Consider the following 17041-nt stretch of genomic DNA (forward strand, 5'->3'; position numbering starts at 1 on the left):
TTAGAGAAAATAGTGTAACCTAAAACTATAAAATCAGTTATAGTTAGGTAATCACTAACGCAAATTACAACTATGAAAAAAGGTCATTACTTACTGGTTATTATTTGTCTCTTGAGTTTATCATCTTTTGCTTTTATTACACATGAAGCAAAGGACAGGGCTGAAGAAGAGGCAATCAAAGATTTAGTACTCAAATCGTATGTGCATGGAGCATTCAATGAATTGAATGCGGAAGCCATGAAAAAGGGCTTTCACGAAGACTTTGCTATCTATTCAGCCAAAGGTGAAAGCATAAGCAAATATCCCATTGCTGTTTGGGCGGATGGTGTTGCTAAAAGAAAAGCCAATGGCTATGATGCCAAGGATCCAAAGAACAAATGGGATCATAAGTTTGCTTCTGTGGATGTCACCGGTGGGGCTGCTCAAGTGAAAATAGAGCTTTTTAACCAAGGTAAGCAGGTGTATACAGATTACCTCAGCTTATTGAAGTTTGATAGTGGTTGGCGTATTGTTGCCAAGGTGTATAACCAACATTAGAAAGCGCATATAACCCGAATCTACAAAGGTTCGGGTTTTTCATTACTTCTCTGGCCCAGCAATACAAGTGTAAAAGCTGTCTGGTTGAAGGTGGGTATTTACCATTTGGGAAATGTCTTCGCTGGTAACTTTGTATACCGAGTTTAAATACTGCTCGTAAAAACTCATGTCCATACCTTGAAAATAGACTGCCTTGAATTTCTCCATAATGGCAAAAGGCGAATTTACAGAGCCAGCAAAAGAGCCTGCCATGTAGTTTTTTACTGTTTCCAATTCATTTTCGCCAACAGGCTCTTGTTGTAGCTTTACAATTTCTTTGAAAATCTCGTCAATAGTCGCTTGTTCGTTTTCGCCATTTACATCTGTACCAATACTGAAGTAGCCTTCCTGATTAAGGGAATAGAGATGTGAATGAATACCATAAGTAAAGCCTTTTTCTTCACGAATATTCTTCATCAAGCGCGAGCCAAAGAACCCTCCAAAAAGCTCGTTGGCTACCGTGAACTTCATATAATCAGGGTGGGTACGGTTGAAGAGTACTTTTCCGATTTTTATTGAAGACTGAACAAAAGCCGGTTTACGGATTTCATTTAAGTGACCTACCGTGTTTGTGATTTTGTACTCAGGTAAGCTTACTTTTTTTACTTGGCTTTTGCCGAAGTTCAATTCAAGCACTTCAAGGAAATTACTTGGTAGTTTTCCAGAAACCATGATATCGAAATCGCTGAAATTTGAAGCGAAAAACGCTTTTACTTCTGAGAGTTCAACGGCCTGTATTTTTTCTACACTGTTACTTTTTCCATAAGGATGATCAAGTCCAAAAAGTGAGCTTCTTAAAGCTACAGAAGATAAGTAACTGCTTTTTTCGAAGTTCAATTTTAAACGTTGAACCTCTTTTTTCTTTAACGTTTCAAACTGCTGTTCATCAAAACTAGGGTTGCTTATTACTTCGGAAAGAAGGGCTAAATTCTTATCAAAGAACCTAGAAAGGCCATAAAATGAGATTGTGCTTTGGTCGAAACTAGGAGAGAATTCAGCAAAACTTCCAATGAAGTCAATGGCTTCGGCCAACTGATGAGCGTTACGCTTTGTGGTACCCTCATTCAGCATTTTAAGCGCGAATGAGATCAGGTTATAATTTTCGGTAAACCAACTTCCGCAAGGAATTACCAAATCAATTTTAAATACCTCTACAGCTGGATCATTCAAAAAGAAGATTTTCCTTCCATTTGAAAGTACTGATGAATCAACTTGAGGAATAGTAACTTTTTTGATGGGGTTAAAACCCGGAGCGATTGTTCTATCGAGCATTCGGTTTATTTGGCTTTTTTGTCAAGGTTGTAAGTAAGTCCGAAACGCAAGGTTTCGGCCAAAGGGTGCTCCTGAAGTGTTGGAACTAAATAAGCAAAGTCGATTCCTAATTTTTTAACTTTAAAGCCTACGCCCATGGTGAAATACTTTCGGTTGCCTTTGTTTTGGTGCTCTGAAAAATACCCAGCCCTTAATGCAAAAGCTTCTTTGTATTCGTATTCAGTCCCAAAAGAAATCATAATCTCTTGAAGCTCCTCATTAAAGCCATTTGGCGCATCGGCAAAGGAACCAAACATACCTCCAATCAAGGACTTATCTCTGTGACTACCGTCTGCCTGAGGGGTTGGTACCATCAATTTATTAAAGTCTAAGGCGAAAGTGATTTTGTTGTAAGGGTCAAGGAAACTGGCTAGTGCAGCTCCTAGTCTTAAATTAGTTGGAATAAAATCTTCTTCATCGGCTGTGTTGTAGGAGATTTTCGCACCAATGTTTGAAATAATACCACCAAACGAAAGCTGGCTTTGCTTGTCTAAAACATTCATTTCCGTTTTATAATATACTCCAATGTCAGCGGCAATACTGGTGCCTGGCTTAGGGTCCATTACTGGACTCGTGGTTATGTTTCCAGAAAGGTTAGAGTGAATGAATTTACCTGTAACCCCAATACTTAAATCGTTACTTAATTTTCTTGAGTAGGTTCCAGCAATGGAAAACTCTCTCGGGTTAATTACCTGAAGATTATTACCTACTCCATCAGTAAGCTGAATGTCTCCCAAATCAAAATAGGTAAGGGCCATTCCAAAAGCCTGATTGTCATCTATCTTTTTGTAGCCTGACAAGTAAGAAATCGACATGTCGTCTACAAACTTGCTTAACCAAGGCGTGTATGAAAAAGCAAAACCATAATCATTGTTAATGAAAGCAAGTTTTGCGGGGTTCCAGTGGATAGTATTGGAATTAGGCGCAGTGGCTGCTCCAACATCCCCCATCGCTCCCGAAATTGGGTCTGGCGCAATAGTTAGAAAAGGAACCGCGGTAGTGATTACGTTCTTCTTGGTGTCCTGTCCTGAAATTACCCCAGAGTTTTGGGCGGTAACTGGAAACGAAAAAATGACGGCTAATACCAGGATTGCTACGATCCTAATGTTAATTTTCATGTAATTTTTTTTCAAAGATACTATTATAAAACTAATATGAAATAATAAGTTTTTTGCGCTTGGTGTACGTTTTTCCGTTGTTTTTAGACATTAAAACAACATTGTAAACGTAGATTCCTTTACCCAATTTAACCCCTGAATTGTCTAAACCATTCCATGAAATACTTTCTGTATTTGAGCCCACTTCAATGTCTGAATGGATTGAAATAACTTTCTCTCCTTGAGCATTTATGATTTCAATCCGTAAATCCAATGGTTCGCCTGCGCTGTTATGCGAAATATTGAAAGTGGTATTCTCTATCAACGGGTTAGGGTAGCTGTTTATTTCTGTAATGATTGTAGAATTTTCATTTGTCACTGTAAATTCGATCATTTTCTTAGTCAGGTTATTGTAGTTGTCCCAAGCTCTAACCTCTAAGATGTTGATACCTAAAGGTAAGTCTCGCATTTGAAAGAGGACTCCTCCTTTTCTGAAATTATCTTTATCAGCATTATAAAGACTATTTAAATTGTAAGTCACCGAATCGTTTAGCGTAACCGAAAGGTTTTGACCAATACCATTTTCTGAAATATTGATGCCGCTTTCATCGAATAATTTAAGAATGAGCGTTGCATCACGTTTTACCACTGGTGTTGTGACACGGGTGGAGTCATTAATAAAAGTCCTGATACTAGGTGGAATATTGTCTTCGTAAAGATTTTTGGCTGTACCTCCGAGTATGAAATCGATTTTAGCACCGAAAGCATCTTCTGGATTACTGTTATTCAAGGCATACATGCTCATTTTCCCACTTCCATATTGATAGTTGATGTTTTTCGGTACCACAAATTCCACGGTGAATGTCCCATTAATTACTGATGCTTGCCCATTAAAAAGTTGACTATTACGCTCCAGATATACAAACTTATCACTTTCAGTACCAATCGTTTGTAAAGGGTTTCGCTTGTCGAAAAGACTAAAAGTGAGTTCACCATTAAAGGGTTCTATTTTCTGACCATTGGATTCAATTTGTCCTTGAATTCTCACCCTTTCTAGCGCACTTAGCGTATCTGCTTTGGCAGCAGGTGCTTTTCCATTGATACTTGTGATTGTGATTTCATTTTTAGGGTAAGCCAAGCGCATGCTTGGGTCGCCTAAAAGGATGAAGTTTCGGTTGTTTGCTCCATTCAGGGCATTATTTTTTGTGAATCGAATGATATCGCCAAGCCTTTGAAAATTACCATTAGGCTGTTCCAGAATGGTCTTGTAGAGCGCAAGATTCAAGGCGTAATTGGAAGAAGAAAATACGGGACGCGCGGTGGCTACCAAAGCAATAGCACCACCATCTTCTTTGAACATTATCTTTTCAGCACCAGAAAAAATGGTGGGATCATCGTTTCTAGCAAATTCACAAGTAGCGGTTACTAATAAAGGTAGTCGGTGAATGTTTTTCCAATCGTCAATGGACTGGGTGGTTAGAATTCGCTCTTGCATCCATCCCGTTTCTGCGCCATGGCCTGTGAAGTTCATAATCAAAACGCCTTGCTCAACAGCGTCTAGTAAGGCCTTCTCAGCTTTTGGCGATGACTCACCATTGGGCGATCTGATTTGCTCATAAGCATCGAGGTAAATTTTGCGCACATTAAAGCCCGCATAAGTAGTGTCAACCAATGTAGCCAATTGGTCTGCATCGCGCTGGTGTAAATTGTTATCACCATCATCGGCAACAAAAACCAACCTGCGCCTCCAATCTCCTATGCTTTCTGCGGAAGTTTGATAGTTAATAATTTTATCAACCGCGGTTTTGGCTTGCGCTAAAGTGGTGCTCGGAATTCGACCTATTCCAATGTCTGAGGTGTGATCACCTGCTCTGCTTTCAGTCCACTCTCCTTCATCATCTTCCAAAAAGCCAAAATAGTCATCTGAAGAATATGAGGTTAATGGGTGGATCGAACTTCTGGATTCATAAGTGGGAACCAAGTTAGAGTTGCCTTCAATTCTACTTTTGTAATCATAAGAGCCTTTACCAAAAAGAAGTAAATACTTGAGTTGATCATTTTGTAACTTTAAGTGACGCATGAAATCACGGATGGCCGTTATGTCTTGCCTGCCTGCTGAAAACTCGTTGTATACCTGTTGTGGAGTGGCTACTAAGATTGTAAGATTATCTTCACTTCTTCTAAAGGCTGCTAGTCTTTCCGCTTCGGTTAAAAACTCTGGAGCGGAAATTATTACCATATCTGGCGTTGAACTTCCTTTTAAATCTTGATTGGCCAAAACCTCAAATTTTGTTGGAAGGGGTTGTAATGCTGCCTCAAACATAACATATTCATGAAGTTGATCTGAAAAAGCACCAAATCGAATTTCTGAACCACTTAAACTATACGCTTGACTTTGAACAGCCAATGGGGTGGTAATGTCCCAAACCATCAGGTTCTGATTCGCTTCAGAAATTTTGAAAGTGGTTAAGGCTTGATCTAAGGACTTTGTACTTCGAAATAAAATGGAGCTGCCTGTATATTGAAGTTTGGTTGGAATATCCAATAGGAAACGATCCAAGTAAGCCACAGCTTTATTGGAACCTCCTTGGTTGAAGGTGAGCTTTAAGCTAAGCTGATCTACCCCAGAGAAATTAGAAGAATTGATTTCGAATACGTCCGATGCTTCATTCCCCTTAATGCCATAGCGCGTATCTTGAATAGCCGAAAAGTCAAGTTGCCCTATGGATTGACTATTGAGGCTTGCGCTGATCGAAGTAGTATTGAATGCTTGGGTCAAAGCATCTAACTGCACTTTGATTTGCCCGTTGGCAGTCAAGCTAGAAAGCGGGAAGTCGAAGGTTAACTCATTATTTGTATTGAAGCTTTCTCCAAACCATTGTCTTCCAGAACCAAGAATGTTTTTGATATCCGTTTCGTGCCGAATAATTTTGTTGTAGATGCTTACCTCTGGCAGACTGATGCCTAAGCTCGGAAGGTTAGTGATTCGCAGGCCTTTGCCATTATTTTTAACTGTGATAAAGTAATGAACTTCATCTGCATAGAGGTTTTGAATAGATTCAAAGTTCTTCGTTGCTGGGTTGAACTGGAGTTCATTGACTCGATCTACATAAAAGAGAACGTAGTCATCTGAGTTGAAAGTAGCATCGGCCTCCCCCGAAACAAAAATGGAGGTTTCTTTAAGTCCTTCTCTTTGAATCGAAATGGCTTGAGGAAGCATTCCTCCCTTACTTCCATAAATAGCAATGTTCTGAGGGTTTATAGAGCCGATGTCAAAACCCATTTGGCTTAGGGTATTCTGATCAATGCGGTAAATGCCTTCCTTCGCAAAGCTCATTTTCACCCATTTGCTGGTGGCTAAAACGCTAGAGGTTTGAGCAATCGCGTTCCCAACAAATACCTGAATAAGAAAGGCAATGAGCAAGATATGTTTTGATCGTAATCGACTGGCCATTTCTTGGAACTCAACGTTATTTAAGCAATTTTCTTATGTGCGGGCTGAGTGAGCAGCGAAAGCAAAAGATAAACAACAATGATTAAGGGGACTGCAGCAGTTTTGAAAATTACAATGAGCACAATGCTCAATAAGATAAGTAGAAAACGCTGCCAGTTGTCTTTTACGGTAAAGTTTGAAAATTTGAAAGAAAGTAAAGTAACGGGGGCTACCATGAGTAAGGAAAAGACGATGGCACAAGTGAAAAGCACCCATTCGTTTGCCAGAGAGCCACTCATAAAAGTATCTCCCACAATGATTAAAGGAAGTGTGCTGGTGAATATTCCGTTTGCTGTGGTGGTTAAGCCCGTAAAACTCGTAGTTTGATTTTCGTCAACATTAAACTTAGCCAAGCGCAGGGCAGAAAAAACGGCAATGAGTACCCCCGCGTATTCTAGAGGCGAGTCTATTTTACCTACAAGCATATGGTAGTACAAAATGGCTGGCAGTAAACCGAAAGTGATCAAATCAGCTAAAGAATCCAGTTGCTTACCTATTTCGGATTGTGCCTTGAGGATTCTAGCTAAAAAACCATCGAGGAAATCGAAGCCAGCAGCCAGCCAAATAAGATAACATGCAGTTTCAATTTCTCCCTGAAAAGAAAGAATAATACCGACTGTTCCACAGCTTAAATTAGCGAGGGTAAACAGGTTTGGGATGGCTTTTTTGATGGGTTCCAATGGTTATTTTTTAATAGCACAAAATGGGTTGTTGGCTTTTTCATCTCCAATGGTTGTTGGGCCGCCATGCCCAGGGTATACCACCATATCGTCATCCAATTTAAAGAGTTTGGAATGAATGCTGTCAATAAGGGTATCCAAATCTCCACCGGGTAAATCTGTTCTTCCAATACTCCCTTCAAAGAGCACATCGCCACCAATACAAATGTTTTCTTCTTCGTTTACAAAAACAATATGGCCGGGGGCATGGCCTGGAGTGAAGTATACTTTTAGTGCACTTTTGCCAAATTTCACGGTATCTCCTTCCTTTAAGAATTTGTTAGGTTGAGCAGGCGTATAATTCTGGAAACCATAATTGGCAGCGTAGACACCTACAGATCTAAGTGTTTCTTCATCATGTTCACCGATAACGAGATCAACATTGAATTTCCTTTTCACGAAATCATTGCCTAAAACATGGTCTATATGACCGTGAGTGTTTAGGAGTGATTTCACCTTGAGACCTTCGCTTTCAATAAATTTAACCAATTCGGCCTCTTCCTCCTTCTCATAACATCCGGGATCTATGATTACCGCTTCCTTTGTTTCGTCAAACAAAACATAGGTGTTTTCCATAAAGGGATTAAAGGTGAATGGCTTGATCTTGATCATAAAATACTGTTTTGCTCAAATTTCATTTAATAATAGCCATTATTCAAAAAATGTTGGTTTAAATTCGGCCAATGTTAGTGGATTATATTCTGGTAGGGCAGGGGTTGGCTGGAAGTATCTTGGCCAATCACTTGATAAATGCGGGTTGTAGTGTGATGGTTTTTGACGATCCATTGCTTTCCAATTCATCAAAAATTGCAGGAGGACTTTATAATCCCGTGACTGGTCGTAAGATGGTCAAAACTTGGAATGTAGATAACCTATTCGGTTACCTGACAGACTATTACCCTAAATTTCAACAGCAGTTAGAAGCCGATTTTGTCAATGATATCCCTATTTATCGACCATTTATTTCTCCTGAAGAACTGAATGAATGGATGGGTAAAAGCGCTGACATTGATTATTCTTCGTATGTAAAGGCAGTTCATAATAGTTCGGCCTACGGAAATCAAGTCAACGATGACTTTGGAGGAATTCTGTTAAATCAATCTGGCTTTGTGGATACGGGTAAACTTTTGGATGCTTCAAGAATATTTTTGGAAAAGAAAAAGAGTTTAACACAAACGTATTTCAATCCTGCCGATTTAAAGTTGAATGAGGGTTTCGCCAGTTATCAGGGTATAAAATGTAAGTCAGTGATTTTCTGCAACGGTCATAAATCGCTTGAGCAACAATATTTCGGGTGGATGCCGTTAAGGCCTGTAAAGGGCGAACTCTTGATGATTAAGACAGAGGAAGATTTAAGGGTAATTCATAACAGAGGTGTTTTTGTTATTCCTTTAGGAAACGGAATTTGCAAAGTAGGCTCAACCTATGATCATCAAAATTTGGATGAAAATCCAACCATTGAGGCAAAAAATGTGTTAGTACATAAATTGAACGAGCTGGTCAAATTTCCTTATGAAATTGAGTATCAGTTGGCTGGCGTCAGGCCCGCGACAAAAGATAGAAAACCAATAATTGGTCAACATCCTGAATTTAAAAATTTGATTTCTTTTAATGGATTTGGCACAAAAGGGGTTTCTCTCATTCCGTATTATGCTATGCAGCTCACGCAGCTTTTAACAGAGGCTGGCAGTATAGATGATGAGGTCAATATTGAGCGATTTTTTTCGTTATATTAACAGTCTTTTCTGAAAAGAAGATATATGCTTAAATCTCTACGTTACCCAATCATATTAGCCTTTTTAACCATTGGCTTTTTATCGACTCCTTTTTCTTCTGAGGCGCAGGTGTATCGTGAAGAGTATGGGCAGAACAGAATTCAATACAAATACTTCGATTGGCAATATCTAAAGTCGAATAATTTTGAAGTTTATTTTTATGAAGGCGGAGAAGACTTAGCCAAGAAGTCGATTGCCTACTTAGAGTCTGATTTCAGTCGAGTGACCGAAACCATTGGTTTTTTTCCATATTCTCAAACTAGGGTATTTTTATATAATTCCATTGCAGAAAAACAGCAGAGTAATGTAGGTGTAAGAGGAGACGATTTTACGATTGGTGGTCAAACAGACTTTGTTAAATCTCAGGTTGAGATTGCTTTTTCGGGTGATTACACTTCATTTAAAAAGGAGTTGACCTTCAATTTTACCAAAATGTTGGTGGAAGAGATGTGGTTTGGAGGAAACCTTGCGGAGATGTTTCAATCTTCTTTTTCATCACCAATTCCCAATTGGTTTATCGATGGTATTTCCGCCTATGTAGCTTATGGATGGACGAAAGAGGCTGACGACATGGCCAGAGAGTATGTCTCCCAAGATCAGCCAGTCAAATTTTCAAAATTGAGCAAGGAGGTTAATTTACTATTGGGCCAGTCCATTTGGAGCTTCATCGCCCAAACCTATGGTAAAAGAGATATTTCGAATATTCTGAACTTAGCTAGAATAGTTAAGGACGAAGAGAGCAGTATTTCCAAAACATTGGGAGTTCCTTATAAAGATTTCATGACAGGGTGGAAAGCCTATTATTCCCAAATGAATACTCGAATTTTAGAGAGTTATAAAAGGCTTCCAGAAACACAAGTCATTTCTAGCAGTCGATCCAAAACATCGGTTATTAGTCATTTGAAATTTAACAGTGAAGGCTCGTTGTTGGCCTATGCTGTCTTTGACAAAGGGAAGTATGAAGTTCGAGTGATCAATATGGATTCTCAAGAAGAGGAGGTGATTTATAAAGGAGGGATTAAACTATTAAGCCAAGAAGTAAACGATAATTACCCCCTCTTGAGTTGGGTTGATGAATTTACTTTGGGCATTGTGGCCAATACTGAGGGTAGGAATACAGTAACAATTAAGAGAGTTGGTACAAAAGGACAACAGGTTTTGGCCATTCCTACTGTGGGGCAAATTCAAAGTTTTGAATTTAAGCAAGGAGGGAGACTGGCCGCTTTAACTGGAGTGGTCAATGGCAAAAGTGACGCTTATTTGTTTTTAGTGAATAGAGGCACAATCAGAAGAATTTCCAATGATAGCTATGACGATCGAGATATTAGCTTTCTGCCTGAATCCAATGTGGTATTATTTGTTTCAAACCGACCTAGTGACAGTGTCTATGTAGAAGGGCCAAGTGCTTTAAAAGATGTTGAATCCAACCAGTTTAATGTGTTTACTTATGATTTGGACTTGGTAGATAGTGTTTATGGTAAGTTAACCAATTCTCTTTCGGTTGAATCGAATCCTGTTGCCAAGAGCCTAAATGAAGTTTATTATTTGAGCGATCAACAAGGAGTCAATAACCTCTATTTACATACGATCAACGATTCGATCAGTAAGCAAATGAGTAATTATAGCTTGGGAATTAAGGAGTTCTCTCTCGACCCCAATAATAATCGAATCGCTTTTATTTCTACTATTGACTCTAAGGATGTTATTTACCTTGAAAACTTGAGTAATATTCAGCATGTATTTACGCCTGTAACTCCTAGAAGAGAACTTGAAAGTATTCGTATACTTACTGAAATCAGGAGAAAGAGATTGTTGAATACAGAAAATATTGATAGTCTTGAAAAGACCCTAAAAAGTTCAGAAATACCAAAACAGCCACAAATTGATTCTTTAAAAACTGGGGCAATTGATACAGAAAACTATGTATTCAAAAATGAGTCTAAGGTAAATTCTAAGGATTATAAGTTTGAAACACCAGTGTCTGATGACCAGGGATCGAGTAGGTCTTTTTTGAGCCTTTACCAAAATAGGGGAGTAAAAAATACAATAGAGGGTCCAAATGTGTACGAATCACGCTTTCAAACCAATAATATAGTGACATCATTTGTAATTGATGAACTGAGGGCTTTTTCTCAGCTATTGGAAATTCAAATGAATGACTATCTAGAAAATCATAGGTTTCATGGAGGAGCATTGATTCCATATAATTTTAATAGTGGATATGATGTTTTTTTGGAATATGATTATCTCAAAGAAGCCATTGACGTAAAAGCTAAATATTATCGAAAGTCTATTGTCCTAAGGGACAATACTACTCCCCAGTCGCAACGCTATAACCTCAATAGGTTTGAGCTTGGAGCCGCTTTGCCTTATAGTCCTTACCTAAGGTTTGAAGTCACTCCATTTTTTGAACAGACTAGGTATATTGATTTAGATTATCTGTTGTTACTTAATGCACCTGCCGGAATTCAGGCAGAAAAAACAGCGAATTATTTGGGATTGAAGACGAGTGTTGTTTTTGATAATAGCTTAACAGGAGGTGTCAATATACACGAGGGGACAAGAGCTAAACTTAGCTTTGAGTCTCATTCAAAGCTGAATAAAAATGCGGTAGGCTTTAATAAAATTGAAGTGGATGTTCGCCATTATGAAAGAATTACCAAGGGAGTTTATTTGGCAGGAAGGTTATTCTTTGGACATTATGGTGGAAATGCACCTAAGGCTTACTTACTAGGCGGGGTAGATAACTGGGCGTTTAATAAACGTGAAGCTGTAGAGGGTACCGAACCTGATCCTTTTATTCTACAAAGTCTTAATGACAACAGCGATATTCTATTTAACCAATTTACTAACCTGAGAGGTTATTCCTATAATACGTTTCAGGGAAGTACCGTTTTGACTTTCTCAGGAGAGCTTAGGCTACCTGTAAATCAATTTTTAGCTACAGCTGAGACAAAATCAAGTTTTATTAGGAATCTTATGTTTCTTGGCTTTTATGACGTTGGGTCAGCTTGGTACGAAATTTCTGCCTTTAACGCCCGAAATGATGTGAACACCGAGGAGATAACACTTCCTGGCTCTCCTTTTTCTGGCGTAATTAATGATTTTAGTAATCCATGGTTGCAAAGTACTGGGGTAGGAATGAGAACTATGCTTTTTGGCTTTTTCTCAAGGCTGGACGTGGCTTGGCCGATCCGAGATTTCGAAGTAGGAAATCCTAAACTTCAAATATCAATAGGTTACGATTTCTGATTCCTTTTTGAGATTGACTGAATAGCTTTAACTTCGCGAGTTGTTTAAAACAAATTTCCATGCTTAAATCAATGACGGGCTACGGCCTATCTAAGGCGCAGAAGGGCGCTATGCAAGTTTCAGTTGAAATTCGCTCACTCAATTCTAAATTTCTTGATGCACAAATTCGTTTACCACGACATTTGCAAGACAAGGAACTTGAAATCAGGAATATGCTGAATTCGGAGTTGGTTAGAGGTAAAGTGGCGGTGAGTATCGAAATGAGCTCAGATGATGCTGAAGCCTCAAAACAAGAAGTGAACCATGTCTTGTTTAAATCATACTATAATGAGTATGACCAACTGGCTACTGAAGTTGGTGCTGAAAAAAGAGATCTTTTTAGGTTGGCTTTGCACAGCCCAGAAGTGATGTCTGGCTCTGGTGTTAGTGAAGAACTCATTGCTGAGCAATGGGATTTTACCAAAGAGAATATAATTGCTGCCATTGTGCATTGTAACGAATTCAGAGAACAAGAAGGTGCGAAACTTCAGTCAGAGCTTGAATCTTATATCAAGAATATTGGGAGTTACTTGGATAACATCAAGGCAGTAGAAGCTGAACGATTGGTGTCTATTAGAGAGAGAATAGAAAGTCACCAAAAGGATTTGGTTGGCTCTGATCAGTTTGACGTGAACAGGTTTGAGCAAGAGATGATCTACTTTATTGAGAAACTGGACGTAAGTGAAGAATTTGTTCGTTTGAACGCGCATCTTGATTACTTTTTAGAGATATTAAAGGAAGCCAATTCGCAGGGGAAAAAATTGAATTTCATTTCTCAAGAGATTGGAAGAGAAATTAACACCATTGGCTCTAAGGCCAACTACGCGCCTATGCAGCGTTTCGTGGTATGCATGAAGGATGAGTTAGAGAAGATCAAAGAACAGCTCTTAAACATCATCTAAGCCTTGATGTAACAGCGTTGTATGAGTTATAGACAAAAGGCCTGCTTTCACAGCAGGCCTTTTTCGTTGTTTGAGGTTAATTGAGTTTGAAATTAATGGTTACACGCCTTGGTGATTTCACTGGAACCCCTCTCTGTTGACCAGGATTCCAGCGTGGCGATTTGCTGAGTACACGAATGGCTTCCGCATCGCAGTCTTTACTAATGCCTCTCAATACTTTTAGATCAGAAATATCTCCATTGGCGGCTACAAAGAAAGTCAATACTACCTTTCCTTCTATTCCCATCCTTTGAGCGTTTCGCGGATACTTGAAATTCTTATTTAGGAACTTACCCCATGCTTCGGCTCCCCCAGGAAAGGAAGCTTGCTTTTCCATTACAATAAATGGGTCCTCAGCTTTTTCTGGTTTTTTGGCAATAACTTCAGTGGACTCAATATTTAGAAAATCTAATGGGTGTACTTCATTAATAAATATGACTGTTTCATTGAGTTCCTCTTCATTTGGAATCTCTAACAATACTGGCTGTTGAATAATAGGCTTTGGTGGTTCTATAATTGTGATTGGAGGCTCATCAAAACCATGTAGACTATCTGTTTCGTATGATATGACTGGAGGCGCTGCTGGTATGGTCTTGTACTCAAAAGCGGCTAGGCTAAGTCCCGTGCTAATGCACAATCCAATGAAGAGGAAAAGAGGTCTTTTTTCTTGAGTATCTAATTGTGCGTTTTTTTTCACTTCCATGTTATGACTGTTTAAAATTAAAATGAGTACAAATTCTATAAATGGGTTTATAGTTTACTTTAAACCAAACTTGATCTGAATGGCCATTCTTGACTTTACTGCAACCCCTCTTTGTTTTCCAGGGCTCCATTTTGGCGATGATTGAAGTACTCTTATGGCTTCTTCATCACATCCGCCTCCAATGCCTCGGGTTACGACTATGTCGGAAATGACACCATTTGCATCAACTACAAATGATAAGTGTACAGTACCTTCAATCCCCATTTTCACTGCTTGACGAGGATATTGAAAGTTCTTGTTTAGAAATTTACCCCATTCACCCCAACCACCAGGGAACTTGGCATTCTCTTCGACAAACAGAAAAATTTCATCAGCCACTTCTGCTTCGGGTTCCGCATCAAAAACTAGGTTCTCGACCTCTGTATCTTCTGTAATGTCTACATCTAAGTTGATTTCAATGGTTTCATCGATTTCCTCATCGTCTGGAATGGGAACGATTTCTGGTTGTTGAAGAGGAGGAGCTTTCGGAGGTGGCTGTTCTGTAGGTGGAATCTCTATTAAATCGTCAAAATCAGTCATGGCCATGCCCAGGTCCATTAGTTCACCTTTTTCATATACCCTCCATTCAAATGCGATAAAGGTAAGGCTGAGACTAATGAGCAGGCCGATGGCTAAGAATAGAGTGGACTTTTTATTCAAGTCAGCCGAAGGAGTCTTTTTTGTTTCCATAATTTATTTGTTTTTCATTAGTTAAAACTAAAAGCGTAGTTATTAATGATCTGAAAAAGCCCAATGTACTTGGGCTTTAAGTTATTTTAGTCTGAACTTAATTCTGATGGCCATTCTTGATTTAACCGCTACACCTCTTTGTTTTCCTGGAATCCATTTCGGAGAAGCTTTAAGTACTCGAATGGCCTCCTCATCACATCCACCCCCAATGCCTCTTATTACTTCAATATCTGAGATCGCACCATTAGCATCAACTACAAAGGCAAGGTCTACAGTCCCTTCGATTCCCATTCGTTGTGCTTGACGAGGGTATTTCAAATTGTCATTTAGGAATTTGTTCCATCCATTTCCTGGGAATGTGGCTGGGTCCTCTACGATTAAGAAGGGCTCATCTGAAACTACCTCATCAGCTTGATCTTCAAAAACGAGGTCCTGGATTTCAGTTAGTTCCGTAATATCCACATCGATATTGATTTCAATATCCGCATCAATTTCCTCGTCATCTGGTATTGAAACAATGACTGGTTGTTGAATAGGAGGGGCTTTTGGTGGTGGTTGTTCGGTGGGTGGGATTTCGATTAGGTCATCAAAATCGTTTAAGGCCACACCTAAGTCCATAAGGTCACCTTTTTCGTGCTGCTTCCATTCGAAGGCAGCAAATGTGATTCCAAGGCTGGCTAACAGGCCAATAGCAAGAAACAGGCTTGATTTCCTGTTGATATCTGCCGAAGGAGATTTTTTAGCTTCCATAGTTTTATAATTTAAGATTGAACATGTCTTCTCACTTTTCTTAAAAGAGTAGCCTTTCAAGAACAACTAACTAAAGATACTCAATATAAAACTAAAAAACTAGTTAATAAATAACTAAAAAAGCCCAATTAGATTGGGCTCTTTAATATTATTTAAGTTTGAAGAGAATTCTGATTGCCATTCTTGACTTCACAGCTCTTCCTCTTTGTTTTCCAGGTGTCCATCTTGGAGATGATTCCAATACTCGAATTGCTTCAGCATCACAGCCTCCACCGATTCCTCTTGTTACAGTAATATCTGACAGTTTACCTTCCTTGTCCACAACAAAGGATAAGAATACTGACCCTTCAATTCCCATTCTTGAAGCTGAACGAGGGTACTTCAAATTTTTCTGTAAGAATTTATTCCACTCAGCATCTCCGCCAGGGAATTCAGCATTGTCTTCAACGATTAGGAAAATTTCATCTCCTACTTCCTCTTCAGGCTCTTCTTCAAAAACAATTTCTTCTACCTCTTGCTCTTCGGTGATTTCCACATCCAAATTGATCTCGATTTCTTCTTCGATCTCCTCTTCATCAGGAATCTCAATAATTTGAGGTTGCTGTTTTACGGGAGGTGGGGGAGGTGGTTGTTCGGTTGGTGGGATTTCAATTAAATCTTCAAAATCGTCAGTTGCCATACCCAGGTCCATCAACTCACCTTTTTCAGTTTTCTTCCATTCAAAGGCAGCGAATGTTACACCAAGGCTCACAAGCAGGCCTATTGCTAAGAATAGGCTGGACTTTTTGTTCAAGTCTGCTGACGGAGTCTTTTTAGCTTCCATAATCTCTTTTAGTTACACTTTTTAAAACTATAGCATTAGTTTGGTATTCGCAAACTAATATCTCATAAAAGTAGAAAAAACTACGACACCTACAATAGCTCCAATTGTATTTGCGAGCAAATCGTATATATCTGTCATTCTACCAGGAACAACGGACTGCAATGATTCCAAAATCAATCCATAAACTACGCATATAGTTAACGAATTCCATAGGTATTTGTTTTCAAGTCGAACTTTGCCCTTGTTATTTCTTTTACCCCAAAGGACTAAAAAACTTAGAATTCCAAAGACACCCAAATGGGCTATTTTGTCATAGGAAAGTAATTTAGACTCGGGAAAAGAATCTTGTGGCAACAACATTAATACTGCCAAAACTATGGCCCAAGATACGCTGGCCCAATATTGTTTTATAAACGAGCGCATCAGGCAAATTGGATCTATTGACCAATTAATGCTTTATAACTAGCGGCATCCATCAGGCCTTCAACTTCCGAAGGATCACTCATGGTGATTTTGATCATCCAACCTTCTCCGTAGGGATCAGAATTCACTATTTCCGGAGCATCTTCAAGCTGGCTATTAAATTCTTTTACTTCACCCGAAAGCGGCATGAATAAATCAGAAACGGTTTTTACAGCCTCCACTGTACCGAATACTTCTTCTTTGTCAAGCGAATCTCCTTCTGTTTCAATTTCAACATAGACGATATCGCCTAGTTCGCTTTGCGCAAAATCAGTAATCCCAACTGTTGCTTCATTTCCTTCAACCTTTATCCACTCGTGATCTTTGGTATACAATAAGTTTTCTGGTATGTTCATTTCTCTAAAATAAAT

Annotated in this window: 15 protein-coding genes; 4 read left to right on the forward strand and 11 right to left on the reverse strand. The window is 39.0% G+C overall.

Features of this window, described 5'->3' with window-relative positions:
• Nucleotides 1–72: 72 nt before the first annotated feature.
• Complete coding sequence (locus AWN68_RS09130) at nucleotides 73–537, forward strand: nuclear transport factor 2 family protein (protein WP_068414360.1); 465 nt, start codon at nucleotides 73–75, stop codon at nucleotides 535–537.
• 42 nt (nucleotides 538–579) lie between these two features.
• Here the strand turns inward: AWN68_RS09130 and AWN68_RS09135 are convergent, their stop codons facing one another.
• Genes AWN68_RS09135 through AWN68_RS09155 form a run of 5 tightly spaced genes read right to left on the reverse strand, consistent with a single transcriptional unit; the run spans nucleotide 580 to nucleotide 7808 of the window.
• Entirely contained in the window at nucleotides 580–1848 is a 1269-nt protein-coding gene (locus tag AWN68_RS09135; protein WP_068414363.1) for a M16 family metallopeptidase, read from the reverse strand.
• Between the two features lie 5 nt (nucleotides 1849–1853).
• Nucleotides 1854–3005 (reverse strand): type IX secretion system outer membrane channel protein PorV, encoded by a 1152-nt coding sequence (gene porV, locus AWN68_RS09140; protein ID WP_068414366.1) that lies wholly within the window; start codon nucleotides 3003–3005, stop codon nucleotides 1854–1856.
• A 31-nt stretch (nucleotides 3006–3036) separates the two neighbouring features.
• On the reverse strand, nucleotides 3037–6438 hold the full coding sequence (gene porU / locus AWN68_RS09145; protein ID WP_068414369.1) for a type IX secretion system sortase PorU: 3402 nt from the start codon (nucleotides 6436–6438) through the stop codon (nucleotides 3037–3039).
• A 20-nt stretch (nucleotides 6439–6458) separates the two neighbouring features.
• A complete protein-coding gene (pssA, locus tag AWN68_RS09150) occupies nucleotides 6459–7157 on the reverse strand; it encodes a CDP-diacylglycerol--serine O-phosphatidyltransferase (RefSeq protein ID WP_068414372.1) in 699 nt (232 codons plus the stop codon).
• A 3-nt stretch (nucleotides 7158–7160) separates the two neighbouring features.
• Nucleotides 7161–7808: an MBL fold metallo-hydrolase gene (locus tag AWN68_RS09155; RefSeq protein ID WP_068414377.1), complete on the reverse strand. Its 648-nt coding sequence runs from the start codon at nucleotides 7806–7808 to the stop codon at nucleotides 7161–7163.
• A gap of 71 nt (nucleotides 7809–7879) precedes the next feature.
• Here AWN68_RS09155 and AWN68_RS09160 point away from each other — a divergent pair, with 71 nt between their 5' ends.
• The 3 genes from AWN68_RS09160 to AWN68_RS09170 are packed head-to-tail and all read left to right on the forward strand — an operon-like array spanning nucleotide 7880 to nucleotide 13164.
• Complete coding sequence (locus AWN68_RS09160) at nucleotides 7880–8932, forward strand: NAD(P)/FAD-dependent oxidoreductase (RefSeq protein ID WP_068414380.1); 1053 nt, start codon at nucleotides 7880–7882, stop codon at nucleotides 8930–8932.
• Nucleotides 8933–8956: 24 nt separating this feature from the next.
• Complete coding sequence (locus AWN68_RS09165) at nucleotides 8957–12223, forward strand: TolB-like translocation protein (protein WP_068414384.1); 3267 nt, start codon at nucleotides 8957–8959, stop codon at nucleotides 12221–12223.
• A gap of 59 nt (nucleotides 12224–12282) precedes the next feature.
• Complete coding sequence (locus AWN68_RS09170; RefSeq protein WP_245657992.1) at nucleotides 12283–13164, forward strand: YicC/YloC family endoribonuclease; 882 nt, start codon at nucleotides 12283–12285, stop codon at nucleotides 13162–13164.
• A 76-nt stretch (nucleotides 13165–13240) separates the two neighbouring features.
• On the opposite strand, the gene AWN68_RS09175 is transcribed toward AWN68_RS09170, so the two are convergent.
• The 6 genes from AWN68_RS09175 to gcvH all read right to left on the reverse strand — a co-directional run bounded on the left by AWN68_RS09175 (nucleotide 13241) and on the right by gcvH (nucleotide 17026).
• On the reverse strand, nucleotides 13241–13906 hold the full coding sequence (locus AWN68_RS09175) for an energy transducer TonB (RefSeq protein ID WP_068414391.1): 666 nt from the start codon (nucleotides 13904–13906) through the stop codon (nucleotides 13241–13243).
• 54 nt (nucleotides 13907–13960) lie between these two features.
• Entirely contained in the window at nucleotides 13961–14635 is a 675-nt protein-coding gene (locus tag AWN68_RS09180; RefSeq protein WP_068414394.1) for an energy transducer TonB, read from the reverse strand.
• An 81-nt stretch (nucleotides 14636–14716) separates the two neighbouring features.
• Complete coding sequence (locus tag AWN68_RS09185) at nucleotides 14717–15385, reverse strand: energy transducer TonB (RefSeq protein ID WP_068415202.1); 669 nt, start codon at nucleotides 15383–15385, stop codon at nucleotides 14717–14719.
• Between the two features lie 148 nt (nucleotides 15386–15533).
• Nucleotides 15534–16208: an energy transducer TonB gene (locus AWN68_RS09190; RefSeq protein ID WP_068414396.1), complete on the reverse strand. Its 675-nt coding sequence runs from the start codon at nucleotides 16206–16208 to the stop codon at nucleotides 15534–15536.
• A gap of 54 nt (nucleotides 16209–16262) precedes the next feature.
• The gene (locus AWN68_RS19280; RefSeq protein WP_068414399.1) at nucleotides 16263–16631 is read right to left on the reverse strand and encodes a VanZ family protein; all 369 of its coding nucleotides are present in this window, start codon (nucleotides 16629–16631) and stop codon (nucleotides 16263–16265) included.
• Between the two features lie 14 nt (nucleotides 16632–16645).
• Nucleotides 16646–17026, reverse strand: coding sequence for a glycine cleavage system protein GcvH (gene gcvH / locus AWN68_RS09200; protein WP_068414401.1), 381 nt, complete (start codon nucleotides 17024–17026; stop codon nucleotides 16646–16648).
• Nucleotides 17027–17041 lie beyond the last annotated feature (15 nt).

The sequence above is a fragment of the Roseivirga echinicomitans genome (assembly GCF_001592935.1).
Lineage (GTDB): Bacteria > Bacteroidota > Bacteroidia > Cytophagales > Cyclobacteriaceae > Roseivirga > Roseivirga echinicomitans.